This window comes from Pseudomonas rustica, assembly GCF_018336155.1.
Taxonomy (GTDB): Bacteria; Pseudomonadota; Gammaproteobacteria; order Pseudomonadales; family Pseudomonadaceae; genus Aquipseudomonas; species Aquipseudomonas rustica.
In genome coordinates this window covers 196,878-220,024 of record NZ_JAGYHF010000005.1, presented here as the reverse complement: position 1 = coordinate 220,024, position 23,147 = coordinate 196,878, and the positions used below count along the sequence as shown (strand labels likewise).

The 23,147-nt window shown below is 60.2% G+C and carries 22 protein-coding genes; 4 read left to right on the top strand and 18 right to left on the bottom strand.

The genetic code is table 11. From position 1 onward, the window contains the following. Nucleotides 1-25: 25 nt before the first annotated feature. A complete protein-coding gene (locus tag KFS80_RS11310; RefSeq protein WP_212544841.1) occupies nt 26-829 on the top strand; it encodes a hypothetical protein in 804 nt (267 codons plus the stop codon). Nucleotides 830-997: 168 nt separating this feature from the next. On the opposite strand, the gene KFS80_RS11305 is transcribed toward KFS80_RS11310, so the two are convergent. Further along, nucleotides 998-1,249 carry a helix-turn-helix domain-containing transcriptional regulator gene (locus KFS80_RS11305; RefSeq protein WP_178124146.1) on the bottom strand — a complete coding sequence of 84 codons (252 nt, stop codon included), beginning with the start codon at nt 1,247-1,249 and terminating at the stop codon, nt 998-1,000. Between the two features lie 260 nt (nt 1,250-1,509). Between KFS80_RS11305 and KFS80_RS11300 the strand changes: the two genes are divergently transcribed. Continuing rightward, complete coding sequence (locus KFS80_RS11300) at nt 1,510-1,947, top strand: hypothetical protein (protein WP_053116670.1); 438 nt, start codon at nt 1,510-1,512, stop codon at nt 1,945-1,947. Nucleotides 1,948-2,023: 76 nt separating this feature from the next. Here the strand turns inward: KFS80_RS11300 and KFS80_RS11295 are convergent, their stop codons facing one another. Beyond that, nucleotides 2,024-2,920 carry a LysR family transcriptional regulator gene (locus KFS80_RS11295; RefSeq protein WP_053116669.1) on the bottom strand — a complete coding sequence of 299 codons (897 nt, stop codon included), beginning with the start codon at nt 2,918-2,920 and terminating at the stop codon, nt 2,024-2,026. 118 nt (nt 2,921-3,038) lie between these two features. On the opposite strand from KFS80_RS11295, the gene KFS80_RS11290 reads away from it, so the two are divergent. Beyond that, nucleotides 3,039-4,313, top strand: a complete 1,275-nt coding sequence (locus KFS80_RS11290) for an MFS transporter (protein ID WP_212544840.1) — start codon at nt 3,039-3,041, stop codon at nt 4,311-4,313. Here the strand turns inward: KFS80_RS11290 and gspM are convergent. The 13 genes from gspM to gbpA form a co-directional block, all read right to left on the bottom strand. Further along, nucleotides 4,306-4,752 (bottom strand): type II secretion system protein GspM, encoded by a 447-nt coding sequence (gspM, locus tag KFS80_RS11285; protein WP_212544839.1) that lies wholly within the window; start codon nt 4,750-4,752, stop codon nt 4,306-4,308. The genes KFS80_RS11290 and gspM overlap by 8 nt on opposite strands. Next, a complete protein-coding gene (gspL, locus tag KFS80_RS11280; protein ID WP_212544838.1) occupies nt 4,749-5,843 on the bottom strand; it encodes a type II secretion system protein GspL in 1,095 nt (364 codons plus the stop codon). The genes gspM and gspL overlap by 4 nt, the downstream gene beginning before the upstream one ends. Next, a complete protein-coding gene (locus tag KFS80_RS11275; RefSeq protein ID WP_212544837.1) occupies nt 5,840-6,688 on the bottom strand; it encodes a type II secretion system minor pseudopilin in 849 nt (282 codons plus the stop codon). The genes gspL and KFS80_RS11275 overlap by 4 nt, the downstream gene beginning before the upstream one ends. Next, nucleotides 6,685-7,176, bottom strand: a complete 492-nt coding sequence (locus tag KFS80_RS11270; protein WP_212544836.1) for a prepilin-type N-terminal cleavage/methylation domain-containing protein — start codon at nt 7,174-7,176, stop codon at nt 6,685-6,687. The genes KFS80_RS11275 and KFS80_RS11270 overlap by 4 nt, the downstream gene beginning before the upstream one ends. Beyond that, entirely contained in the window at nt 7,169-7,552 is a 384-nt protein-coding gene (gene gspI / locus KFS80_RS11265) for a type II secretion system minor pseudopilin GspI (protein ID WP_212544835.1), read from the bottom strand. Before gspI ends, KFS80_RS11270 begins: the two co-directional genes overlap by 8 nt. Further along, entirely contained in the window at nt 7,545-8,012 is a 468-nt protein-coding gene (gene gspH / locus KFS80_RS11260; protein ID WP_212544834.1) for a type II secretion system minor pseudopilin GspH, read from the bottom strand. The genes gspI and gspH overlap by 8 nt, the downstream gene beginning before the upstream one ends. Next, nucleotides 8,012-8,470: a type II secretion system major pseudopilin GspG gene (gene gspG / locus KFS80_RS11255; protein WP_212544833.1), complete on the bottom strand. Its 459-nt coding sequence runs from the start codon at nt 8,468-8,470 to the stop codon at nt 8,012-8,014. Before gspG ends, gspH begins: the two co-directional genes overlap by 1 nt. A gap of 3 nt (nt 8,471-8,473) precedes the next feature. Continuing rightward, the gene (gene gspF, locus KFS80_RS11250) at nt 8,474-9,673 is read right to left on the bottom strand and encodes a type II secretion system inner membrane protein GspF (protein ID WP_212544832.1); all 1,200 of its coding nucleotides are present in this window, start codon (nt 9,671-9,673) and stop codon (nt 8,474-8,476) included. Nucleotides 9,674-9,676: 3 nt separating this feature from the next. Then, entirely contained in the window at nt 9,677-11,143 is a 1,467-nt protein-coding gene (gene gspE / locus KFS80_RS11245) for a type II secretion system ATPase GspE (protein ID WP_212544831.1), read from the bottom strand. Beyond that, nucleotides 11,140-13,029, bottom strand: a complete 1,890-nt coding sequence (gene gspD, locus KFS80_RS11240) for a type II secretion system secretin GspD (protein WP_212544830.1) — start codon at nt 13,027-13,029, stop codon at nt 11,140-11,142. Before gspD ends, gspE begins: the two co-directional genes overlap by 4 nt. An 8-nt stretch (nt 13,030-13,037) precedes the next feature. Next, a complete protein-coding gene (locus KFS80_RS11235) occupies nt 13,038-13,538 on the bottom strand; it encodes a type II secretion system protein N (protein WP_338109595.1) in 501 nt (166 codons plus the stop codon). 7 nt (nt 13,539-13,545) lie between these two features. Then, entirely contained in the window at nt 13,546-14,094 is a 549-nt protein-coding gene (locus tag KFS80_RS11230; protein WP_212544829.1) for a cytochrome b/b6 domain-containing protein, read from the bottom strand. Between the two features lie 74 nt (nt 14,095-14,168). Beyond that, nucleotides 14,169-15,635, bottom strand: a complete 1,467-nt coding sequence (gene gbpA / locus KFS80_RS11225; RefSeq protein WP_212544828.1) for an N-acetylglucosamine-binding protein GbpA — start codon at nt 15,633-15,635, stop codon at nt 14,169-14,171. On the opposite strand from gbpA, the gene KFS80_RS11220 reads away from it, so the two are divergent. Further along, a complete protein-coding gene (locus tag KFS80_RS11220) occupies nt 15,565-15,801 on the top strand; it encodes a hypothetical protein (RefSeq protein ID WP_212544975.1) in 237 nt (78 codons plus the stop codon). The two genes, gbpA and KFS80_RS11220, sit on opposite strands and share 71 nt — an antisense overlap. 121 nt (nt 15,802-15,922) lie before the next feature. Here the strand turns inward: KFS80_RS11220 and hemE are convergent, their stop codons facing one another. The 3 genes from hemE to gltB form a co-directional block, all read right to left on the bottom strand. Then, entirely contained in the window at nt 15,923-16,990 is a 1,068-nt protein-coding gene (gene hemE, locus KFS80_RS11215; RefSeq protein WP_053116656.1) for a uroporphyrinogen decarboxylase, read from the bottom strand. 252 nt (nt 16,991-17,242) lie between these two features. Then, a complete protein-coding gene (locus KFS80_RS11210) occupies nt 17,243-18,661 on the bottom strand; it encodes an FAD-dependent oxidoreductase (protein WP_212544827.1) in 1,419 nt (472 codons plus the stop codon). A 33-nt stretch (nt 18,662-18,694) separates the two neighbouring features. Continuing rightward, nucleotides 18,695-23,140 (bottom strand): glutamate synthase large subunit, encoded by a 4,446-nt coding sequence (gene gltB / locus KFS80_RS11205; protein WP_212544826.1) that lies wholly within the window; start codon nt 23,138-23,140, stop codon nt 18,695-18,697. Between the last annotated feature and the right edge of the window lie 7 nt (nt 23,141-23,147).

Below are 23,147 nucleotides of genomic sequence, written 5' to 3'. Positions count from 1 at the left end.
CCGCAATACGTTTGGAGTAGAAGGAATGACTCAGTTTCACCGCATCGCCGCACTGCTGGCCCTGGCCTTTGTGCTCGGCGGTTGCACCAGCAAACCGGTGTACAACGCTAAAGAAGAGTTTTCGCCGAACCTCGGTTTCACCCAGCAACAGATGAGCCGCGCCATCGTCACCGCGCTGAACGATCGTCAGTGGGTGGTACAATCGGTGCGCCCGGGCATGATCAAAGCGGCGATCACCGTACGCGGTCGCCATCACGCCGAAGTCGATATCCCGTTTACCCCGACCTCGTTCGAAATCGACTACCGCAGCAGCTACGGCCTCGACGCCAAGGAAGGCAAGATCCACGGCAACTACAACCGCTGGGTCAACCGGCTGCGCGACAACGTGCTCAAAGAGCTGTCGATCAACCCGGACATCGAAGCGGTTAACAACCTTGGCATTATCAAACAAGGCGCTGACGAACCGACCTACCTGAGCTTCCGTGAAGGCGTCAAACGCGCCACCGACGCCGGCCTGCTCGACGGCAGCGTGAAGTTCTACCTGGCCGGCGAAACCCTGCCCAAGCAAGTACGCACACTCGACACCGTGAGCAGCAGCCGCAAAACCAACGGCTCAAACAAATCCGACGAAGACGCCTGCTTCTGGGCCCTGCAATCGGCACTGGCCACCCTGCAGAACGCCGCGAAAAAAGCCGACGCCAACGCGGTGATCAACATCGCCAGCGTGGATCAGCGGGATCTGTACAAAGACACCGAGAAGTTTCAGTGCCGAGCGGGGATGGTGGTGTCGAGCGTGGCGTTGAGGGGTGACCTTGCTCACGTCGACTGACTGAGTGGCTCAGTGGTTGAACGGCTGGGTGGCTGAATGAATGCAATCCTGTGGCGAGGGGATTTAGCGAAACGTCGCACCGCCCCGATGGGTCGCGTAGCGGCCCCAGTTCTGGGGACTGCTTCGCAGTCCATCGGGGATAAATCCCCTCGCCACAGGGGTGCACTTTCACAAACAGGTCGACTCCCTGTCTGGCTCTGAGATGGCTGGTTGACCAGAATTCCTCAGAGTCTCACAAGCCCCAAAGGGAACACTTAGTGGCTGAAGTCTTCGACGCGCGCGCTCAATCGTTTCATACGCTTTAACAATAATCGCAGCATCGCCGCCGGCCTCTTCCAAACAGACTTCCAGATAAGCCTCAAAGTCCTCATCCGTCAGCAAATAATCGGCAGAGTCCCAATTTTTGAATTCTTCAGTCATGGCTACTTTTGGATGATTACTGACACCTGACAAACTAGCGGCGCTCAGCTATTAGCTCAAGACAGCTGTTTCCTGAATTTCTGTAGGCAAAACACTGACTCTCTGTAGTCCAGGAATCACGCACCAGCTTGTCCCCTAACCACAAATATTTCTTTCAGCATCTACACTCGTTCTCGCAGGCCTTCGCATCGCGCCTGTCGGAACGGCGGGCCCGGTCGGTCGAGCACTCGCGGTTCTCTTTCATCGTCAAGGAGATGACCATGCAAGTGAAAGCCATGATCGCCGCCGCGCTTTTTGGCCTGCTGCCCAGCGCCAGCCATGCCACCAACCTCATGTACATGCCATTCGAAACCGTGCTTTCGGACGCGATTCGCGCCGGGCGGCTGGATGGCAGTGTGAAGTTTTATCTGGTCGGTAATGGGCCGCAGGGCACTCAGCAGTTGCTGCGCCGGGGTGTGGTCAGTGATTTGAGCACCAACGGTTTCAACAAGAGTGATCACGATTCCTGCGAGTGGGTGTTGCAGTCGAATCTGATCAAGCTGCAGGCCGATGCCAAGCGGGTCGGGGCGAATGCGGTGACCAATATCGTCAGTTATTACGACCAGCATGTGCGCAAGGATTTGAATACTTATGAGTGTCGGGCGGGGATTTTTGTGACACGGGTGGCGTTGAAAGGGGATTTGGTGCGGTTGCCTTAACGGCAAGATCAAAAGATCGCAGCCTTCGGCAGCTCCTACATAAATCGAGGTAGGAGCTGCCGAAGGCTGCGATCTTTTAAGCGGACTCAACCTTACGCGTCAGCAGTTCAACAAACGCCTTGGCCATCGGCGACTTCTGATCCTTGCGCTGTACCAGCCACACCGCCGTCACCGCTTCCGGATCGAGCAACGGCCGATAGACCACGCCGTCAATGCGCATGCGCTGGTACGACGCCGGCATCACCGACACGCCCAACCCCGCCGCCACCAGGCCGATGATGGTCATCGCCTCACCCGCCTCTTGCGCAAAATGCGGGCTGAACCCCGCGTCACGCGCCAGGCTCAATAACTGCGCATATAGACCACTGCCGTAACTGCGCGGAAAGAACACAAATGGCTCATGCGCCAATGCGGCCAAAAACAAACCCTCCTCCGAGCCCTGCGCCAGCGGATGTTTCGAGCTGAGCACCGCGACCAACGGTTCGCGCATCAACTCGACCACGCTCAGCGAGTCCGGCAATCCGAGCGGGCGCATGATGCCGACTTCAATCGACTCATCGACCAACGCATCGGCAACCATCGTGCTGCTCATCTCGCGCAGGTTCAGGTGCACTGCCGGAAAACGTTGCCGAAAGGAAAATATCGCCTGCGGAATCGTCGAGTTGAACGGTGCCGACGAGGTGAAGCCAATCTTCAATTCGCCCAGTTCACCGAGTTGTGCACGTCGGGCAACATCCGCTGCCTTATCGACCTGCGCCAGCACCAGCCGCGCCTCTTCGAGAAACAATCTCCCGGCCTCGCTCAGTTCGACCCGACGATTGGTACGTTCGAACAGCCGCGCGCCGACTTCCTGTTCCAGCGCCTGAATCTGCTGGCTCAGCGGCGGCTGCGAGATGCCCAACACCTGTGCAGCGCGGCCGAAATGCAGTTCTTCGGCGACGGCGATGAAGTAGCGCAGATGACGCAATTCCATGAAAACCCCATTAGGTCGTAAAAGCTATCAAACAGGTCGAACAATATATTGGATAGAAACATTAGCCAGCTATATGATTTTTTCATTGCCTGCCTGGCTGTGCCCTCCGAGGTCTGAAGTGAAAACTGCTGTCGCGCCCCTTGCCCATGAAGTTCCGCCTGCTGCAGCCGACGATGTCGTCGCCGAGCTGCAAGAGATCTACATCGAAAAAGGCACGCCGATGTTCATGCGCACGGTGCTGGCGCTGTTCAGCGGCGGCTTCGCGACCTTTGCGCTGTTGTATTGCGTGCAGCCGATGATGCCGCTGCTGTCCCACCAATATTCGATCAACGCCGCGCAGAGCAGTCTGATCCTCTCGGTCGCCACCGGCATGCTCGCTATTGGTCTGCTGATCACCGGGCCGATTTCTGATCGGGTCGGGCGCAAACCGGTGATGGTGACTGCGCTTTTCGCCGCAGCGATTTGCACCATGGCCAGTGCAATGATGCCGAGTTGGGAAGGCGTGCTGATCATGCGTGCACTGATCGGCCTGTCGCTGAGTGGCCTGGCGGCGGTGGCGATGACTTATCTGAGTGAAGAAATTCACCCTCAGCACATCGGCCTGGCGATGGGTTTGTACATCGGCGGCAACGCGATTGGCGGGATGAGCGGGCGCTTGATCACCGGCGTGTTGATCGACTTTGTCAGCTGGCACACGGCGATGCTGGTGATCGGCGGTCTGGCGATGATTGCCGCAGCGGTGTTCTGGAAGATTCTTCCGGAGTCGCGCAATTTCCGTTCACGTTCGCTGCACCCGCGCAGTCTGCTCGACGGCTTCACCATGCATTTTCGTGATGCCGGTTTGCCGCTGCTGTTTCTCGAAGCGTTCGTGTTGATGGGTGCGTTTGTCACGCTGTTCAACTACATCGGTTATCGCTTGCTGGCGGCGCCGTACAACCTTGATCAAGTCTTTGTGGGTTTGCTCTCGGTGGTGTACCTGTCGGGCATTTACAGCTCGGCGAAAATCGGTTCGCTGGCCGACAAACTTGGCCGTCGCAAAGTGCTCTGGGCGACCATTGCGCTGATGTTCGTCGGCCTCGCGTTGACCCTGTTCACGCCGTTGCCGCTGGTGATTGTCGGCATGCTGATTTTCACTTTCGGTTTCTTCGGCGCGCACTCGGTGGCCAGCAGCTGGATCGGCCGCCGCGCGCTCAAAGCCAAAGGCCAGGCGTCGTCGCTGTACCTGTTCAGCTACTACGCCGGCTCGAGCATCGCAGGTACTGCGGGCGGCGTGTTCTGGCACCTTGGCGGCTGGAACGGCATCGGGTTGTTCATCGGCGCGTTGTTGCTGATCGCGCTGTTGGTGGCATTGAAACTGGCGAAACTGCCGCCCCTGACTGGCGCGACTATCTGAGCTGTAGCCGCGCTTCCAGCAGATTGTCGCGCGGCTCCAGGCTCAGCGATTGCAGCACCACGCCGTCACGTTCAAGCCTGTCCAGCCAGAGCAACAATGGCTCGGGCGGGCCGCTAAGGGTCAGACGGATCTGCTCGTTATCGCTGTCCATTTGCTGCACCTCAAGCCCGGTCGAGTTGAGGCTTTCGCTGATCCTTAACGACAACGGCTGAGTCGCGTCGAACGCCGAACTGCTTGGTGGTTGGGCGCGATCCAATTGAATTGCAAAAGCCTGTTGCTGACGATATTGCCGCTCGAGCGCTTCCAGCCGTTGCACGCTTGGTTGCCAGATCCAGGTAAACACCGCACCACCCAGCAACCCCGCCATCAGCAGCAGGATCAACCCACGCTCACGGCGCGACAAACGCCGCCAACGCTGAACGTAATCATCAGACTTCATACGCCCGCCTCCCACGTCAGTGTCGCCGTCACCCGATCGCCCATCTTGCTCGCGCCATCAATCTTGATCGCCAGACCTTGCTGACGCCCGCGTTCACGCAACTGCTCAAGCTCGGCAAAACTGTTGGCCGTCAATTGCACTTTCCAGCCATCGACCTCGGCAAAATCGATGCGTTTGACCTCGACCTGACTCGCGCCAATCACCTGCTCGATCAACCTGACCAGCGCCGCAACCTGAGTGTCGCGAGACTGCGCTGGCAAACCCTGAATCGCCCGCATCTGCGCGGTCAGATCGACGATTTGCCCGTGCTGTGGATACAGCGTTTTGAAGCGCTGTGCATTGTGCTCGGCGAGACGCCGGGTTTCGCCGTCAAGGAAACGGAACCGCGTTTCGCTGGCGCCTACGCCCAGCAACAAAAAGGTCAGCAGCACCGCCGCCAGCGAACGCCACGGCAACGACGAATGCCGTGGCGCAAACTCACCATGACGCAGATTGATCGCTTGTCGAAAACCTTCTGCCAGCAATGCCTGTTCATCCGGCTCATCGACCCAAACCATGTCCTCGGGCAACACGCCGTTCAGCGCGACCAAACCTTCCTCCGTCACTGCAAGCCGCGCCGGCAATGCCCCGCCCAGCAACCAGCGTCCGAACCAGCGGATGCCGATCGGCTGATCCGTGGGCAACAAGTCGGCATCGATGAACACCGAGCGCACTTGCAAACCACTTTCGGCGAGCAGTGGCAACACCGCGGCCAGGCGCTCACGAGCGATGACCATCAGCGGATAACGTCGCTCGGCGTCCGCTTTGCCAACGCTCAAATGCACAGTGTCGAGCGCTTCGCCAAGCTGTTCCTCCACAGCAAATGCCAGCGCCTGCGCGGCGGGCGCACGGCGCCCGGGCCAAGGTTCGCTACGCAGCCAACTGCAGGATTCGATGGGCAGCAGCAGGTCGATTTTTTGTCCGCGCAGTACTTGTGCGGCTTGATGCAGCGGCATCGATTGGCGTTGGCCGGTGTGCGACCACAGGCAACACGGCCAGTCAGTCGACAGGTCTACAAGCCCTTCGGCGGTCAGGTAAAGCCAGTTTTTCATTGCGTTATCTCGAGGCCGCGGGAGGGAAGTAAACGACGTTGCAGGACTTTCAGCTGGGCGGTTTTTACGACGAACTCGACGTCAGTGCTCAGCGTCAACACATGCTGGTCTTGCACCACGCGCACGCTGATGCGATGCCAGCGACTGTCGACGCCGAGTCCATGGGTATTGATTCCAGCATCAGCGATTAATGGGTCGGCGCTGAAGGCTTGAACGCTGTGCCATGAGGTTGTCGGACGCTGACGAACGAGGGCGTCAGCTATGTCCGGTTCAATTTCAAGTACCCGCAGCAACAATGCCGGTGCCGAATTGATATTCAGCGTCGCATCCGTGGGCAGCAGCGCTACCCAAGGTTCAAGGCGCCACAACGTTGGCGCGTCGAAACCCGGCAGCAAACGTAATTGGCTCACCTCGGATAACAATCCGACCTGATCAGGTCGCAGCGCGGGCAACTCCAGCAATTCGAGCAATCGCGCCCAGCGCTCAAGCGTCACCGCATCAATCTGCCCCTGATGCAGCAATGCATTGAGATTGAAACGCGCTGACAGGTCTTCGATCTGCACCTCGACTTTCGCGTCTTCGCTGCTCAGTTCAGGAGTGATTTGCGGCCAGTCGCGGAGCATCTCGACGTGGTTCTGCTGTTCAACAAAAGCCTTGTGCAAACGCCGTAGCGCCCAGATTTCTCCGCTCACCGCCAACTGACGCAAATGCAGGGTTTGCAGCTGTTGCGCGCTGCTCTGCAAGGCCAGTCGATGACTGCGCAATAGGCCGCTGGTGATCAGCAAAGCGAGGCTCAACACCAGCATCACACTGATCAACGCCAACCCCCGTTGCCGGTGTTTCATGGCAAGGCTCCCGGCAACAGCAGCACCCGGCGAATGCCCTCATAGCGTCGGGTCGAGAGCTGAAACTCCATCGCAGAATCATCAAGCAGCCGCCAGCGCAGATCCACGACTTCCTCCAGCAACTTCTGCCGCTGCATCGTCAGCGAGCCCTCGGCACGGCTCTCGCGCCACAACACGTCGCCGAGCAAGCGATACGTCAGCTCCTGACGTTCGCTGCGCGGTTGATCCAGCGGATTGCGCCAGTTACTGCGTTGCACGCTCAGTTGCCCGGCATTCAACACCACCGGCTGTTCGGTGATGTGCAGCAGATCGCGCTCGATCACCGCCACCGCGCGTTGCAGACTTCTGAAAGCGCGCTCATGACTCGCCGTCGCCTGTTGCACGCGCACCACGCTGTCGAACAGGCGCCAACTGGCGAGACCGAGCACGGCGAAAATCGCCATCGCGATCACCAGTTCCAGCAAGGTGAAACCACGCTGGCTATTCATGGCGGCCCTGCAACCGCGCAGTCGTGCGATACAACGGTTGATTGCTGTCGGCGAGACTGACTTCCAGCTCCACCGTGAACAGCCCCGATACATCGACCTCGCGCAGATGCTGACGTAGCCGCCATTCGCGGCGATCCATGTGCACGATCTGCTGCTGTTGTCCGGCGACCCACGTGCGTTGCAGGCGCAGTTCGTTCAAATGGTTATCCGCCAACCACGCGGCAAACAACCGTTGCTCAGCCGCACCACTCTGCTGCACCACGTAACGACTTGCCGAAAGAATCGCTGCTGCGAGTACGGCGAAAACCGTCAGCGCGACCATGACTTCCAGCAGCGTGAAACCTCGCATGCGCTTGATCAGCGGTCGGTCACTCATCAAGCGAGACCTCGCTCAAACCGTCCGAAGACAGACCCGCCCAAACTCGCTCGCGGCTTGCCAACTGCAAAGTAAACGCGCTGATTTCATCGCTGCTCAGAATCAACAATTGCGGCATTTCTGCGCTGCTCGCCAAGCGTACCGGCAGGCCCTCCACAGCAAGTCGCGGCTGCAGCTCCGGCGGCCATGTTTGCAAAGCCATTAAAGGCGACCAACCCCGCTCGCCAAGCTGCAGAACGCGATAACCCTCCTGGCTAACCCCCACACCAAACTCCCGCCCTTCCAGCACCGCCCGTTCGCGAAACTGCTCGATCACCCGCGCAATCCGACTCGCCTCCTGCCGGGCCACTTGCGCCGGATTGCTGCCGCCCACCAGGCTGACCAAACCCAGCAGCACGCCGATCAGCACCATGACCACCATCAACTCCAGCAAGGTGAAACCCCGGCAGCGCTGGCGCATCAATCGATGGCCCAGTTGCCGATATCGGCAGCGTGGCCGTCACCGCCGCTGACGCCATCGGAACCCAGCGAATACAAGTCATAACCGCCACCCACCGCACGCGTGCCGGGAATGAGGTATTGATACGGCGTGCCCCACGGATCGCGCGCCAGACTTTTCAAATAACCGGCAGGATTCCAGTTGCGCGCCGCCGGGGTGCCGCTCGGGCGTTTCACCAACGCTTCCAGCCCCTGCTGCGTGGTCGGATACCGCGCGTTGTCGAGGCGATATATCTCCAGCGCCGTGGCGATCGCCTGAATGTCGATCTTCGCCGCGGTGGTTTTCGCCTGATCCGGTCGGCTCATGAATTGCGGCACAACAATCGCGCCGAGGATGCCGATGATCACCACCACGACCATGATTTCGATCAGGGTGAAACCGCGCTGCGCGGTCGCTGTTTTTCTGTGCAAAAGAGCCATGGATCAATTCACCAATTGGTTGAGACTGAGGATCGGAAGGAGGATGGCGAGGACGATCAGCAACACCACCGCGCCCATCACCAGCAGCATCGCCGGCTCGAACAAACTCACCATCAAGGCGATGCGCGCAGCGAGGCTGGCTTCCTGTTGTTCGGCGGCGCGGGCGAGCATGGCGTCGAGCTCGCCGGCGCGTTCACCGCTGGCGATCATGTGCAGCATCATCGGCGGGATATCGCCACTGCGTTCCAGGCTGCGGGTCAGCGTCGAGCCTTCGCGCACCGAGCGGGCGACCTCACTCATGCGTGCGCGGATGGTTTGGTTGCCGATGACGGCGGCGGCGATTTCCAGCGCATCGACCAAGGGCACGGCGCTCTTGCCGAGGATCGCCAGAGTGCTGGCGAATCGCGCCGCTTCCATGGCGCGCAGTAACACGCCGATCAGCGGAATATTCAATGCCAGCGCATGCCAGCGCAGCCGCCAGAGCGGCTGCCGCAAACTCCAGCGCCAGCCACTAAACAGCGCCAGCGCGCCGCCAAGAAACACCAGACCGAACTGACGTACACCGTCGCTGAGGCTGATCAATGCGCGGGTCAGTAACGGCAACGGCTGGCCGCTGTCGACGAAAATTTTCACCACGTCCGGCACCACGTAGCCGAGCAGAAAACCAACGATTGCCACGCTGGCGAACATCAGAATCGACGGATAGATCAGCGCCATCTGAATCTTTTGTCGCGACGCCTGCCGCGCCTGGGTGTAAGCGGCCAGTTGCTCCAGCACATGACCGAGATGGCCCGAGCGCTCACCCGCCGCCACCGTGGCGCGGAACAATTCGGGAAACGCCGCAGGAAACTTGCTTAACGCGACGGCCAGCGCATGGCCTTCCATGACTCGGCCACGCACCGCCCACAACAACCCGGCAACGCGCCGTTTGCTGGTTTGTCGGGCGACCACTTCCAGCGCTTCTTCCAGCGGCAAACCGGCCTGCACCAGCGTCGACAGCTGCAACGTCAGCAACGCCAGATCGGCAGCGCTCAAGCGACCGGCACGCCTCGCACCCTGTTCACCGCGCAGCTCTTTGAGTTGAAACGGCCACAGTCCCCGCTCTCGCAACAGCTGCCGCGCGTGCCTTGGATTTTCGGCTTCGAGCCGGCCTCGGCAGCGATGGCCCTGAGCGTTTTCGGCGCGGTAATCGAAGGTCGGCATCGCTCAGTTCTCCTGCGTCACGCGCAGCCACTCATCGACGCTGGTGACGCCGTCGAGCACGCGTTGCCGACCGGCCTCAAACAGACTGCGCGAATCCTTGCGCGTGGCGTCGATCAGTTCGCGCTCGCTGGCACCTCGATGAATCAGCGCTGCCACCGGTTCGGTGATGCTGATCAATTCATAGATGCCAATGCGTCCGCGATAACCGTGCTGGCAATGCTCACAGCCCTGCGGCCGAAACAACGCCACGGTCTGCGTGGGTTGCAAATCCAGACGCAGGCGAGTCTCGTCATCAGCGAAGTACGGCGCCTTGCAATGCACACACAACGTGCGCAACAAGCGTTGCGCAAGCACACCAACCAACGACGAGGCCAGCAAGTACGCATCCACGCCCATGTCGACCAGCCGCGTCACCGCGCCGACCGCGCTGTTGGTGTGCAACGTCGACAGCACCAGATGCCCGGTCAACGAAGCCTGCACAGCAATTTGCGCGGTCTCTCGATCACGGATTTCACCGACCATCACCACGTCCGGATCCTGCCGCAGAATGGCGCGCAAGCCCCGCGCGAAAGTCATCTCGACTTTCGCATTGACCGGCATTTGGCCGATCCCCGGCAGGTGATATTCGATCGGATCCTCGACCGTAAGAATGTTGCGCGACGGATCGTTCAGGCTGCTCAACGCCGCATACAAACTGGTGGTTTTGCCCGATCCGGTCGGTCCGGTCACCAGTAAAATCCCGTGAGGTTTGGCGAGCAGGTTTTGCAGGCTGGCGAGGGTGTCGTCCGGCATGCCCAGACGTTGCAGTTCCAGACGTCCGGCCTGCTTGTCGAGCAAGCGCAGCACCACCCGCTCGCCATGCGCCGACGGCAGTGTCGAGACGCGCACATCGACTTCGTGCCCGGCCAGACGCAAAGCTATCCGGCCGTCCTGCGGCACACGTTTTTCGGCGATGTCGAGCCGCGCCATGACCTTGATCCGCGACACCAGCAACGTCGCCAGTTCGCGTTTGGGCCTGAGCATCTCGCGCAACTGACCGTCGACGCGCATGCGCACCGACAGGTATTGCTCGAAGGTTTCCAGATGAACATCCGAGGCCTGCGCGCGCACCGCTTCGCTCAGCAGCGCGTTGATCAGGCGGATCACCGGCGCATCGCCCTGTTGCTCGAGCAGGTCGGCGGTTTGCGGCACCTGCTCGGCGAGGCTGAGCAGATCCAGTTCATCGTCCAGCCCTTGCGCGACCTGTTGCGCGGCGCTCTGGCCTTCGCGATAGGTGGCGGCCAGACGCGCGGCAAAAGGCTCTGGCTCAAGCACCTCGATTGACAGTTCGCGAGCACATAAGCGACGCACTTCGGCCAGCGCGGTCAGCGACGTGTCGGCACGAATGAGCAGGCGGGAGCCCGCAGCGTCCAGCAGCACGCCAAACCGCCGGGCGAAACCGAACGGCAGGATTTCCAGTGGAGCACTCATGGCGCCACCGTCGCGGGCTCAAACAAATGCCGCGCCTCGGCCGGCAGCAACAGCGAGTTGCTCTCCCCGGCCTTGGGCTGACTGAGGTCACGCAAGGTGTCGTAACGCTGCTGACTGATCCCCGAGAGATCTTCGCGGCTGCGCACGATGGTCGGGCGCAGGAACACCATCAGATTGCTTTTGGTCTGGGTGTCGCGGCTCCAGCGAAACAGCGCGCCAACATAGGGAATATCGCGCAGCAACGGCACACCGCTTTTCTGCGTGCGCACGCTGTCGCGGATCAATCCGCCGATCACAATGATTTCGCCATCGTCGGCGAGAATCGTGCTTTTCAGCGCGCGCTTGTTGGTGATCAGATCCGAGGAATCGATGCCCGACACTGAAGGCGCGATGTCCGAGACTTCCTGCTCGACTTCCAGACGCAGGGTCGAGCCTTCGTTGATGTAGGGTTTGATCTTCAGGCTGATGCCGACGTCTTTGCGTTCGACCGTGGTGAACGGGTTATCCGCCCCGCTGCTGTTGGTCGAGTAGGAGCCGGTCTTGAACGGCACGTTCTGCCCGACGATGATTTCCGCTTGCTGATTGTCCAGGGTCAGCAGGCTCGGCGTGGACAGCAGATTGCTCCGCGTATTGCTCGCCAGCGCCGAAATCAACGCGCCGAAACGGTCGCCGCCCAACTGCAGAATCGCGCCGTCGGGCGCCGATTTTTTCTCGTCGAACTTCAGGCCGCCGACGATGGGAATGTCGGTGCCGGGAAAGTTGATAAAGCCCTTCGCGTCGCCCGTACTCAAGCCCCACTGCACGCCCACGGCATCGGCGATGTCGCCGGAGATTTCGACAATGGCGGCGTGGATCAGCACTTGCGCGCGGGGCTGATCGAGCTCACGGACGATGTTCTCGATGGTTCTGACCTGAGCCGGATCGGCGATCAGCACCAGCGCATTCTGACTTTCGTCGGCCTTGAGCATGAACGGCGTCGCGGCGGACGCTTCTTTGCCGCTGCCAGCTGTGGGTTGTTTGCGATTCTGGCCCATGCTTTCCAGCACCTGCGCGAGTTGCTTGGCATCACTGTGGCGCAAACGGATGACCCGCGCGGTGTCGAGGCTGGCGGTGGCCGGCACGTCGAGTTGGCGAATCAGCTCGGTCAAACGCTGGCGCACGGCGAGCGGGCCGATGACGATCAAGCGATTGGTTCTGACGTCGGCCAGCACTTGAATCAGCGAGTCGGCATTGCGCTTGCCCAGCGAGGATTCGATCACCGTGGCGACGTCGCTGGCCTGGGCAAAACGCAGCGCTACCACAGCGTGCTGATCTTGCTGACCGCCGTCGAGTTGGCGCACCACCTGGGCGATGCGTTTGACGTTGGCACCGGTATCGGTGATCACCAAGGCATTGGCCGAAACGGACGGGCCGAGGTAGCCGTTGGCCGACACCAACGGGCGAATCAGCGCAGACAGATCGGCAGCGCTGCTGGTGTTCAGTTCGATGACCTGGGTGATGAATTGCGCGGGGGTGGCGCGCTCGCTGGCCGATTGACCGGCGCGGGTTTTCACGTCTGCCACCGGAGTGATGAGGATGCGGTCGCCCTCATCGATCACCGTGAAGTTGTGCGCATCGAGCACCGAGTAAAACAAGCGCCGCACGCCTTCGCGATCCAGCGCCTGACGGGACATGACGGTGACGCGTCCCGACACACGCGGGTCGAGCACCACGGTGGTGCCGAGGATCGCCGAGATCTCTTCGACGATGTCGCGCAGTTCGGCCTGATTCATCGCCAACTGCCAGCGTTGTTCTTCGGCGTGCACCGGGCGATTGAGGAGCGGCGTCGCCAGCACGGCGCAAACCAACAAGGTGCGCAGAGCCTGCGCGCCGTTCAAGTTGTTCATCAATGAGATCACTCTGACTGCCCGTTCAGCGGGCGTAGAAAACGTGCGGAAATGTCAGCGGCGGGTGCATCGACGGACGCGGGCGAGCGCTTGAGGAATGCGCTGGCAGAGGGCGCGAGAGGCAATGATTCCTCCCGCCCCTTGTTCCACAGCACCACGTGTTGTGCCTCAACTCGACGCAATACGCTGCCGCCCGGCAAGTCGTCGCCAACCCGATATAACCGCGCACCTTGGGCAGCGCTTATCAGGGCTTTCGACAGGCCACTGTCGACGGCGAACGTCGCTTGCAGAGTCAGCGATTCGGCGCTTGGTCGAAGTGCGCTGGGCGCGGCGAGCCCGAACACCGTTGCCACTGCGGCGGTGTTCAAAGGTGCAGGTGCCGTGGGCATAGGCACAGCGACCGGCGCGGGAAGACGTTGCGCACTGCGAAACGCCCACTCCTGCCAAGCGAGAAACGCTGCACAGGCGAACGGCAGCGCCCACAGTCCCAACAGCAAAAAAAATCTCACCGGCGGTTCATCCGATACGCCCACAGGCCTGGCGAACGCGCGAGCGCCACGACATGCGTCGCAGCACGCGGTAACCGCGCAGCTCGTGCAGAATCACCGCGCCAATGTGCATCGCTACCAGCACTGCCAACGCGGTGCAGGCCCAGATGTGCAGCACGAAAAAGCCGTCCGTCAGCGCTACATCGTTCAGCGGCTGAGGGAATTCGAACAGGCCGAACACAGGGATCGGTCGATCCATCATCAGCACCCCGCTCACCAGCACCACTGCCACCAGCAAATAGATCAGCCGATGGACAAACATCGCGAGCATTTTTGCCGAGGAAAACTGCGCCATGCGCTCATGTCGCAGGTGGCTGACAAACACCACCAGCCGCCAGCAAAACACAGGGATGAACAGCGTGGTCAGCGACACATTGACCCCGGCCACCCACTGTTTGGTGTCATTGGCCACATTGACGTTGGCCACATAAAACCCGGTGACCAGCGTCCACAGAATCACCGCCGCCGACACCCAGTGCAGCAGCATTTGTTGCTTGGAATAAATTGAAAGCGTCATTCGAATCGCCCCTGAAAATCATCAGCGGTCAGACGACCTCGGTGGTCGTCTGACGCAATTACACGGGACGAGCCTTAGAGCTTGTTCCACGCCGCATGCGAGTGCTCGCCGACGCCCGGTTCGAAACCGTTCGCCTCAGGCTTGTACTGCTTGCAATAGCCGGACGCCGGGAACGGCTTGCACTCGAAGACCTCGTTGGTTTTCGGCTGCAGCACCTTGGTGCCGGCGGTGTAGTCGCTGAGACCTTCCGGGAACAGGAAGTCGTAATCGGCGCCGGCGCCTTCACCGGTGACGTTGACAGGCTGGGTGTCTTGACGGGTGGTGCGGCCATCCAGCGTGGTGCCAACCAGGGTCAGCGTGTGCGGGCCGGGGTTGCTGCGGATGTCCATGGCCAGCCAGGTTGCACCGCTGTCCGCTTGCGCGGTGGTGGTGCCGACCAGCTTGTTCTGCTCGTTGAACAGGTTGGCTTCGACGTTCATTTTGCGGTTGGACATCAGGCTGAAATCGACTTTGGTTTTACCTTTGTCGAGCACGTATTCGGCTTGTTGCGAGGCCACCGACAAACGCGCGCCGGCGTCTTCTTTCATCAGCAGTTGCACTTCGTAGCGAACGACGCCGCTGTCTTTTTTTGCGTACAGCGTGTTGCTGCCGCGAATCGCTTCGATGTTGCCGTTTTCATCACGAACGCCGGCGCGGATCAGGGTCTGCGACTGGTTGATCTGCTCGGCGAGTTTGAACGACCAGTTTTGCGGCTCGGCGTCTTCGGCGTTGTCGATCGAGATTTCGACGCTGTAGTAAGCACTTTCGCCCGTCGCGGTGAAGGCGCGTGCCTTGACCTTGTCGCCGGTCAGCAGCGGAGTCGATGGTGCGATGGCGCCGACAGCAGACCAACCGCCCGGTAGAACGGCTTCAGCCACGATATTCACGTCAGCGACGCTGTGGAACGCCATTTTGGTATCGCCCACGGCCCAGATCGCAAGAATCACGTGGTGACCGTTTTTGTCCTCGGGGATGCTGCAGCGGTGCTGGGTGCCGGGAACCGGCATCTGAAAATCACCCGCGACCTCGCAAAAAGGCGTGCTCTCGAAAGAAGCTCGCTTCAGCGACTCATTCGGGTTCCAGCCATTACGGGTAATGAAATATTGGTGGTATTCAACCGGGTGTGGCGCCTTGTAATGCCACTGAAAATCCAGAGTACGTTCATTGATGTCGGTGAGCTGCCAGCGTGTGGCGGACTGCACGTCCACGGCAGAAAACAACTCGTGACCGCCACTGGCAATTTTGCCGTCGATCGGGCCTTGCCCTTCCGCGCCGCCGACGCCGGCAGGGAAGCCCTTGAAGGTTTCACCGACACTTTGCGGTTCATTCGAAGCACCACCGCAACCGGTGTTCACACCCTTCTGGCAGAGCAGCGCGCGCGAGGGCGGAAACTCCACATAACCATGGGCCGCAGCCCCGGAAGAACCCAGCATGGCCGACAGTAAAATCAACGAAGAAGTGCACGTTGCCAACGCACTCCTTTTAAAAATTGGTTTTTTCATTGTTATTCCAGGCTCATATCAAATAAGCGAGCTTGGCATCGCGCCAGGCTCTAATACGGTGCTCGACGCCATGCCGAACACACGCCTGAAACCTTACGTGGATAGGGAAAACTTCTATGTAGGAGTAATCACCGGGTGTAGCAGGAATAGTCGCCACGGAAACTAATCCGACAACTAAGGAAAGAATTCTTACAACAAGAAACTATTCATCTAAACGTTTTTAAACGGCATAAAAAAACCTGCCCCGCATGACACGGGACAGGTTTTTTTGTACAGACGTTGCAGCGTTATTCGTGGTACTGCGCCGACAACTCATGCACCGCACGCAGGAAAGCGCCCGCGTGTTCCGGATCGACTTCCGGGGTGATGCCATGGCCAAGGTTGAACACGTGACCGCTGCCCTTGCCGTAGCTGGCCAGAATACGTCCGACTTCGGTGCGGATCGCTTCCGGTTTTGCGTAAAGCACGGTCGGATCCATGTTGCCTTGCAGCGCAACCTTGTCGCCAACGCGGGCGCGGGCGTTGCCGATGTCGCACGTCCAGTCCAGGCCCAGTGCATCGGCGCCAGCGTCAGCAATGCTTTCCAGCCACAGGCCGCCGTTTTTGGTGAAGAGGATCACTGGCACTTTGCGACCGTCGTTTTCGCGGATCAGACCGCTGACGATTTTCTTCATGTAGGCCAGCGAGAATTCCTGATACGCCGCCGCCGACAGGTTACCGCCCCAGGTATCGAAGATCTGCACCGCTTGCGCGCCGGCCATGATCTGGCCGTTGAGGTACGAGGTCACCGACTGCGCCAGTTTATCCAGCAGCAGGTGCATGGCTTGCGGGTTGTCGTAGAGCATCGCTTTGGTCTTGCGGAAGTCTTTCGACGAGCCGCCTTCAACCATGTAGGTCGCCAGTGTCCAAGGGCTGCCGGAGAAACCGATCAGCGGCACACGGCCGTTCAATTCGCGACGGATGGTGCTGACTGCGTCCATGACGTAGCCGAGGTCTTTGTGCGGATCAGGGATCGGCAGCGCTTCGATGTCGGCGAGGGTGCTGACGACTTTTTTGAAGCGCGGACCTTCACCGGTCTCGAAGTACAGGCCTTGGCCCATGGCATCGGGGATGGTGAGGATGTCGGAAAACAGGATCGCCGCGTCCAGTTGTGGATAGCGGTCGAGCGGTTGCATGGTGACTTCGCAGGCGAATTCCGGATTCATGCACAGGCTCATGAAATCACCGGCCTGGGCGCGGCTGGCGCGGTATTCCGGCAAGTAGCGACCGGCCTGACGCATCATCCACACAGGGGTGACGTCTACGGGTTGCTTGAGCAGGGCGCGGAGGAAACGGTCGTTCTTCAGGGCAGTCATGTCGGCATCCGGAAAAAAAGTGCGGACATTTTCTCAGAGCGCGACGCAAAAGGCACGGATGCAGGTCAGCCTTTTGTCTATCGGGTCAATTTATTGCCTTGGAATACAGATTTTGCACCACCCCTAAGCCCTTGTAGGAGCCGAGCTTGCTCGCGAAGAGGGCGTGTCAGTCAACGCATATTTCGACTGACACACCGCTTTCGCGAGCAAGCTCGGCTCCTACAGGGGAGCACGGTTTGCTCGCGGACGTGTTTAGACACCCAGGTAATCAAGGATCCCTTCGGCGGCGTTGCGGCCTTCGAAGATCGCCGTTACCACCAGGTCGGAACCGCGCACCATGTCGCCACCGGCAAAGATTTTCGGGTTGCTGGTCTGGTGCTTGTACTGACCTTGCTCAGGCGCAACGACGCGGCCCTGGCTGTCGGTCTGGATTTCGAACTGTTCGAACCACGGCGCCGGGCTCGGGCGGAAACCGAACGCGATGACCACGGCGTCGGCCGGGATGATCTCTTCGGAGCCCGGAATCGGCTCAGGGCTGCGACGGCCACGGGCGTCCGGTTCGCCGAGACGGGTCTCGACCACTTTGACGCCTTCGACCTTGTCTTCACCAACGATAGCGATCGGCTGACGGTTGTAGAGGAACTTCACGCCTTCTTCCTTGGCGTTCTTCACCTCTTTGCGCGAGCCGGGTATGTTCGCTTCGTCACGACGATAAGCGCAGGTCACCGATTTGGCGCCCTGACGGATCGACGTGCGGTTGCAGTCCATCGCCGTGTCGCCGCCGCCGAGTACCACGACCTTTTTGCCCTTCATGTCGACGAAATCTTCCGGCGACTTTTCAAAGCCCAGGTTGCGGTTGACGTTGGCGATCAGGAAGTCCAGCGCGTCATAAACGCCCGGCAGATCCTCACCGGCAAAACCGCCCTTCATGTAGGTGTAGGTGCCCATGCCCATGAACACCGCATCGTATTCGGCGAGCAGTTGTTCCATGGTCACGTCTTTGCCGACTTCGGTATTCAGACGGAACTCGATGCCCATGCCGGTGAAGACTTCGCGACGATTGCTCAGCACGGTCTTTTCCAGCTTGAACTCGGGGATGCCGAAGGTCAGCAAACCACCGATTTCCGGGTTCTTGTCGAACACCACCGGAGTCACGCCACCGCGTACCAGCACGTCGGCACAACCCAGACCCGCCGGGCCTGCACCGATGATCGCGACACGTTTGCCGGTCGGTTTGACCTTGGACATGTCCGGGCGCCAGCCCATGGCGAACGCGGTATCGGTGATGTACTTCTCGACCGAACCGATGGTCACCGCACCGAAGCCGTCGTTAAGGGTGCAGGCGCCCTCGCACAGACGATCCTGCGGACACACGCGGCCGCAGACTTCCGGCAGGGTATTGGTCTGGTGCGACAGCTCGGCGGCCTGAAGGATGTTGCCCTCCGCCACCAGCTTCAGCCAGTTCGGAATGAAGTTGTGCACCGGGCACTTCCATTCGCAATACGGGTTGCCGCAACCCAGGCAGCGGTGGGCCTGATCGGCCGACTGCTGGGGTTTGAACGGTTCGTAGATTTCGACGAACTCTTTCTTGCGTTGACGCAACAGTTTCTTCTTCGGATCTTTGCGCCCGACATCGATGAACTGGAAGTCGTTATTCAGACGTTCAGCCATTGTTAAAACCTCATCAAACTCTTCAGGCGCATATCACTGCGGGTTGGCACGAGTGCTGGAAAGCAACGATTTCAGGTTGGCAGCCTTAGGCTTGACCAGCCAGAAACGGCGCAGATAGTCATCGAGGTTTTCGGCGAGTTCACGACCCCACTCGCTGTCGGTTTCCGCGACGTACTCGTTCAGCACGTTTTGCAGGTGGCTGCGATAGGCTTCCATCGCCTCGCCGCTGATCCGCTGGATTTCCACCAGTTCGTGGTTGACCCGGTCAACGAAGGCGTTGTCCTGATCGAGCACGTAGGCGAAACCACCGGTCATGCCAGAGCCGAAGTTGTAACCGGTCTTGCCCAGAACGCAGACAAAACCACCGGTCATGTACTCACAGCAGTGATCGCCAGTGCCTTCCACAACCGTGTGGGCACCGGAGTTACGCACGGCGAAACGCTCGCCTGCGGTGCCGGCGGCGAACAGCTTGCCGCCCGTCGCGCCGTACAGGCAGGTGTTGCCGATGATGGCACTGTCCTGAGTCTTATAAACGCTGCCCTTCGGCGGCACGATGGTCAGTTTGCCACCGGTCATGCCTTTGCCGACGTAGTCGTTGGCATCGCCTTCGAGGTACATGTTCAGACCGCCGGCGTTCCACACACCGAAGCTCTGACCGGCAGTGCCTTTGAAGCGGAAGGTGATCGGCGCTTTCGCCATGCCCTGGTTGCCGTGCTTGCGCGCGATTTCGCCGGAGATCCGCGCGCCGATCGAACGGTCGCAGTTGCAGATATCCAGGTCGAATTCGGCGCCGCTCATGTCGTTGATCGCCGACGAGGCCATCTCGACCATTTTCTCGGCCAGCAGGCCTTTGTCGAACGGCGGGTTGCGCTCAACGCCGCAGAACTGTGGCTTGTCCGCCGGGATGTGATCGCTGCCCAACAGCGGCGTCAGGTCCAGGTGGTTCTGCTTGGCGGTCTGGCCTTCGAGGATTTCCAGCAGATCGGTACGACCGATCAGCTCTTCGAGGGAGCGCACGCCGAGCTTGGCCAGCCACTCACGGGTTTCTTCGGCGACGTAGGTGAAGAAATTCACCACCATGTCGACGGTGCCAATGTAGTGATCCTTGCGCAGCTTCTCGTTCTGCGTCGCAACGCCGGTGGCGCAGTTGTTCAGGTGGCAGATACGCAGGTATTTGCAGCCCAGCGCGATCATTGGCGCAGTACCGAAGCCGAAGCTTTCAGCGCCGAGGATTGCAGCCTTGATCACGTCGAGGCCGGTTTTCAGGCCACCGTCGGTCTGCACCCGGACTTTGCCGCGCAGGTCGTTGCCGCGCAGAGTCTGGTGGGTTTCGGCGAGGCCGAGTTCCCACGGTGCGCCGGCGTATTTGATCGAGGTCAGCGGCGAAGCACCGGTGCCGCCGTCGTAGCCGGAGATGGTGATCAAGTCCGCATAGGCCTTGGCCACACCGGCGGCGATGGTGCCGACGCCTGCTTCCGCTACCAGTTTGACCGAAACCAGTGCCTTCGGGTTGACTTGCTTGAGGTCGAAAATCAGCTGCGACAAGTCTTCGATCGAGTAGATGTCGTGGTGCGGCGGCGGCGAAATCAGGGTCACGCCCGGCACTGCGTAACGCAGCTTGGCGATCAAACCGTTCACTTTACCGCCCGGCAGTTGCCCGCCCTCGCCCGGCTTGGCGCCTTGCGCGACCTTGATCTGCAGCACTTCGGCGTTGACCAGGTATTCCGGGGTCACGCCGAAACGGCCAGTCGCAACCTGCTTGATTTTCGAGCTCTTGATGGTGCCGTAACGCGCCGGATCTTCACCACCTTCGCCGGAGTTGGAACGCGCACCGAGGCGGTTCATGGCTTCGGCCAAGGCTTCGTGAGCTTCCGGCGACAAGGCGCCCAGCGAGATACCGGCGGAGTCGAAGCGCTTGAGCACCGATTCCAGCGGTTCGATTTCACTGATGTCCAGCGGCTTGTCGAGAGTCTTGACCTTGAACAGGTCGCGAATCATCGACACCGGACGGTTGTCCACCAGCGAGGTGTATTCCTTGAACTTGGCGTAGTCGCCCTGCTGCACAGCGGCTTGCAGAGTGTTGACCACGTCCGGGTTGTAGGCGTGATATTCGCCACCGTGGACGAACTTCAGCAGACCGCCCTGCTGGATCGGCTTGCGCGGACTCCAGGCTTCAGTAGCGAGTGCTTTCTGCTCGGCTTCGATGTCGACGAAACGCGCACCTTTGATGCGGCTCGGCACGCCACGGAAGCTCAGGTCGCAAACTTCTTCGGACAGGCCGATCGCTTCGAACAATTGTGCTCCGCGATAGGAGGCGATGGTCGAGATACCCATCTTCGAGAGGATCTTCAGCAGACCTTTGGTGATGCCTTTGCGGTAGTTCTTGAACACCTCATAGAGGTCGCCCAGCACTTCACCGGTACGGATCAGGTCGCCCAGCACTTCGTACGCGAGGAACGGATAGACCGCCGAGGCGCCGAAACCGATCAGCACCGCAAAGTGATGCGGGTCACGCGCGGTCGCGGTTTCAACAAGGATGTTGGAATCGCAACGCAGGCCTTTTTCGGTCAGGCGGTGGTGCACCGCACCGGTCGCCAGCGAAGCATGGATCGGCAGCTTGCCCGGGGCGATATGGCGGTCGCTCAGGACGATCTGGGTACGACCGGCGCGCACGGCTTCTTCAGCCTGATCGGCAACGTTGCGGATCGCCGCTTCGAGGCCAACGCTTTCGTCGTAGTTGAGGTCGATGATCGCCCGTTCGAAACCCGGACGGTCGAGGTTCATCAACGAGCGCCACTTGGCCGGCGAGATCACTGGCGAGCTGAGGATCACGCGCGAGGCGTGTTCCGGCGACTCCTGGAAAATGTTGCGCTCGGCACCGAGGCAGATTTCCAGCGACATCACGATCGCTTCACGCAGCGGGTCGATCGGCGGGTTGGTAACCTGCGCGAACTGCTGACGGAAATAGTCGTACGGCGTGCGCACGCGCTGCGAGAGCACTGCCATCGGCGTGTCGTCGCCCATCGAGCCCACGGCTTCGTAGCCTTGCTCGCCGAGCGGACGCAGGACCTGATCGCGCTCTTCGAACGTGACCTGATACATCTTCATGTATTGCTTGAGCTGATCGACGTCGTAAAACGCCGAACCGTGATCGTTGTCTTCCATGGTCGCCTGGATGCGCAGAGCGTTCTTGCGCAGCCATTGCTTGTACGGATGACGGGACTTCAGACGGTTATCGATCGCGTCGGTGTCGAGGATCTGCCCGGTTTCGGTGTCCACGGCGAAGATCTGGCCAGGGCCGACACGACCTTTGGCAATCACGTCTTCCGGCTTGTAGTCCCACACGCCGATTTCCGACGCGAGAGTGATGAAACCGTTGGTGGTGGTGACCCAACGCGCCGGGCGCAGACCGTTACGGTCGAGCAGGCACACCGCGTAACGACCGTCGGTCATTACCACGCCGGCCGGGCCGTCCCACGGCTCCATGTGCATCGAGTTGTACTCGTAGAACGCACGCAGATCCGGATCCATGGTTTCAACGTTCTGCCACGCCGGCGGAATAATCATTCGCACGCCACGGAACAGGTCGATGCCACCGGTGACCATCAGTTCGAGCATGTTGTCCATGCTGGAAGAGTCGGAACCGACACGGTTAACCAGCGGGCCGAGTTCTTCCAGATCCATCAGATCGTTGGTGAACTTGGTGCGCCGGGCCTGCGCCCAGTTGCGGTTACCGGTGATGGTGTTGATCTCGCCGTTGTGGGCAAGGAAGCGGAATGGCTGAGCCAGCGGCCATTTCGGCAGGGTGTTGGTGGAGAAGCGCTGGTGGAAAACGCAGATCGCGGTTTGCAGGCGCTCGTCACTCAGGTCTGGATAAAACGCGGCCAGATCGGCCGGCATCATCAGGCCTTTATAGATGATGGTTTTGTGCGAAAAGCTGCAGATGTAGTGGTCGGAGTCGACGGCGTTGGACACCGACGAACGACGACGCGCACTGAACAGCTTCACGGCCATGTCCTGATCGCTCAGGCCTTCGCCGCCGATGTACACCTGCTCGATTTGCGGCAGGCGCTCAAGGGCCAGGCGGCCGAGAACGCTGGTGTCGATGGGCACTTTGCGCCAGCCGATCAACTGCAGGCCTTCAGCGAGGATCTCGCGGTTCATGTTTTCGCGAGCGGCTTCGGCCTTGGCCGGATCCTGGTTGAAGAAGACCATGCCCACCGCATATTGCTTGGGCAGCTCGACGCTGAAGGTTTCCTGGGCAATGGCTCGCAGGAACGCGTCAGGCTTCTGAATCAGCAGACCGCAACCGTCACCGGTCTTGCCGTCGGCATTAATCCCACCGCGGTGGGTCATGCAGGTCAGGGCCTCGATGGCCGTTTGCAAAAGGGTATGACTGGGCTCGCCCTGCATATGGGCTATCAGGCCGAAACCGCAGTTATCCTTGAATTCATCTGGTTGGTACAGACCTGCTTTCATAGACACT

Bases quoted from the DNA above. Each gene is read 5' to 3' on its own strand.
- gspG (WP_212544833.1), bottom strand. From the start codon at position 8,470: ATGGCTCTTTTGCACAGAAAAACAGCGACCGCGCAGCGCGGTTTCACC.
- gltB (WP_212544826.1), bottom strand. From the start codon at position 23,140: ATGAAAGCAGGTCTGTACCAACCAGATGAATTCAAGGATAACTGCGGT.
- gspD (WP_212544830.1), bottom strand. From the start codon at position 13,029: ATGAACAACTTGAACGGCGCGCAGGCTCTGCGCACCTTGTTGGTTTGC.
- KFS80_RS11300 (WP_053116670.1), top strand. From the start codon at position 1,510: ATGCAAGTGAAAGCCATGATCGCCGCCGCGCTTTTTGGCCTGCTGCCC.
- KFS80_RS11295 (WP_053116669.1), bottom strand. From the start codon at position 2,920: ATGGAATTGCGTCATCTGCGCTACTTCATCGCCGTCGCCGAAGAACTG.
- KFS80_RS11270 (WP_212544836.1), bottom strand. From the start codon at position 7,176: ATGAATAGCCAGCGTGGTTTCACCTTGCTGGAACTGGTGATCGCGATG.
- gspM (WP_212544839.1), bottom strand. From the start codon at position 4,752: ATGAAGTCTGATGATTACGTTCAGCGTTGGCGGCGTTTGTCGCGCCGT.
- gspL (WP_212544838.1), bottom strand. From the start codon at position 5,843: ATGAAAAACTGGCTTTACCTGACCGCCGAAGGGCTTGTAGACCTGTCG.
- gbpA (WP_212544828.1), bottom strand. From the start codon at position 15,635: ATGAAAAAACCAATTTTTAAAAGGAGTGCGTTGGCAACGTGCACTTCT.
- KFS80_RS11230 (WP_212544829.1), bottom strand. From the start codon at position 14,094: ATGACGCTTTCAATTTATTCCAAGCAACAAATGCTGCTGCACTGGGTG.
- gspE (WP_212544831.1), bottom strand. From the start codon at position 11,143: ATGAGTGCTCCACTGGAAATCCTGCCGTTCGGTTTCGCCCGGCGGTTT.
- gspF (WP_212544832.1), bottom strand. From the start codon at position 9,673: ATGCCGACCTTCGATTACCGCGCCGAAAACGCTCAGGGCCATCGCTGC.
- KFS80_RS11275 (WP_212544837.1), bottom strand. From the start codon at position 6,688: ATGAAACACCGGCAACGGGGGTTGGCGTTGATCAGTGTGATGCTGGTG.
- gspH (WP_212544834.1), bottom strand. From the start codon at position 8,012: ATGCGCCAGCGCTGCCGGGGTTTCACCTTGCTGGAGTTGATGGTGGTC.
- gspI (WP_212544835.1), bottom strand. From the start codon at position 7,552: ATGAGTGACCGACCGCTGATCAAGCGCATGCGAGGTTTCACGCTGCTG.
- KFS80_RS11220 (WP_212544975.1), top strand. From the start codon at position 15,565: ATGGCCGACAGTAAAATCAACGAAGAAGTGCACGTTGCCAACGCACTC.
- KFS80_RS11310 (WP_212544841.1), top strand. From the start codon at position 26: ATGACTCAGTTTCACCGCATCGCCGCACTGCTGGCCCTGGCCTTTGTG.
- hemE (WP_053116656.1), bottom strand. From the start codon at position 16,990: ATGACTGCCCTGAAGAACGACCGTTTCCTCCGCGCCCTGCTCAAGCAA.
- KFS80_RS11210 (WP_212544827.1), bottom strand. From the start codon at position 18,661: ATGGCTGAACGTCTGAATAACGACTTCCAGTTCATCGATGTCGGGCGC.
- KFS80_RS11305 (WP_178124146.1), bottom strand. From the start codon at position 1,249: ATGACTGAAGAATTCAAAAATTGGGACTCTGCCGATTATTTGCTGACG.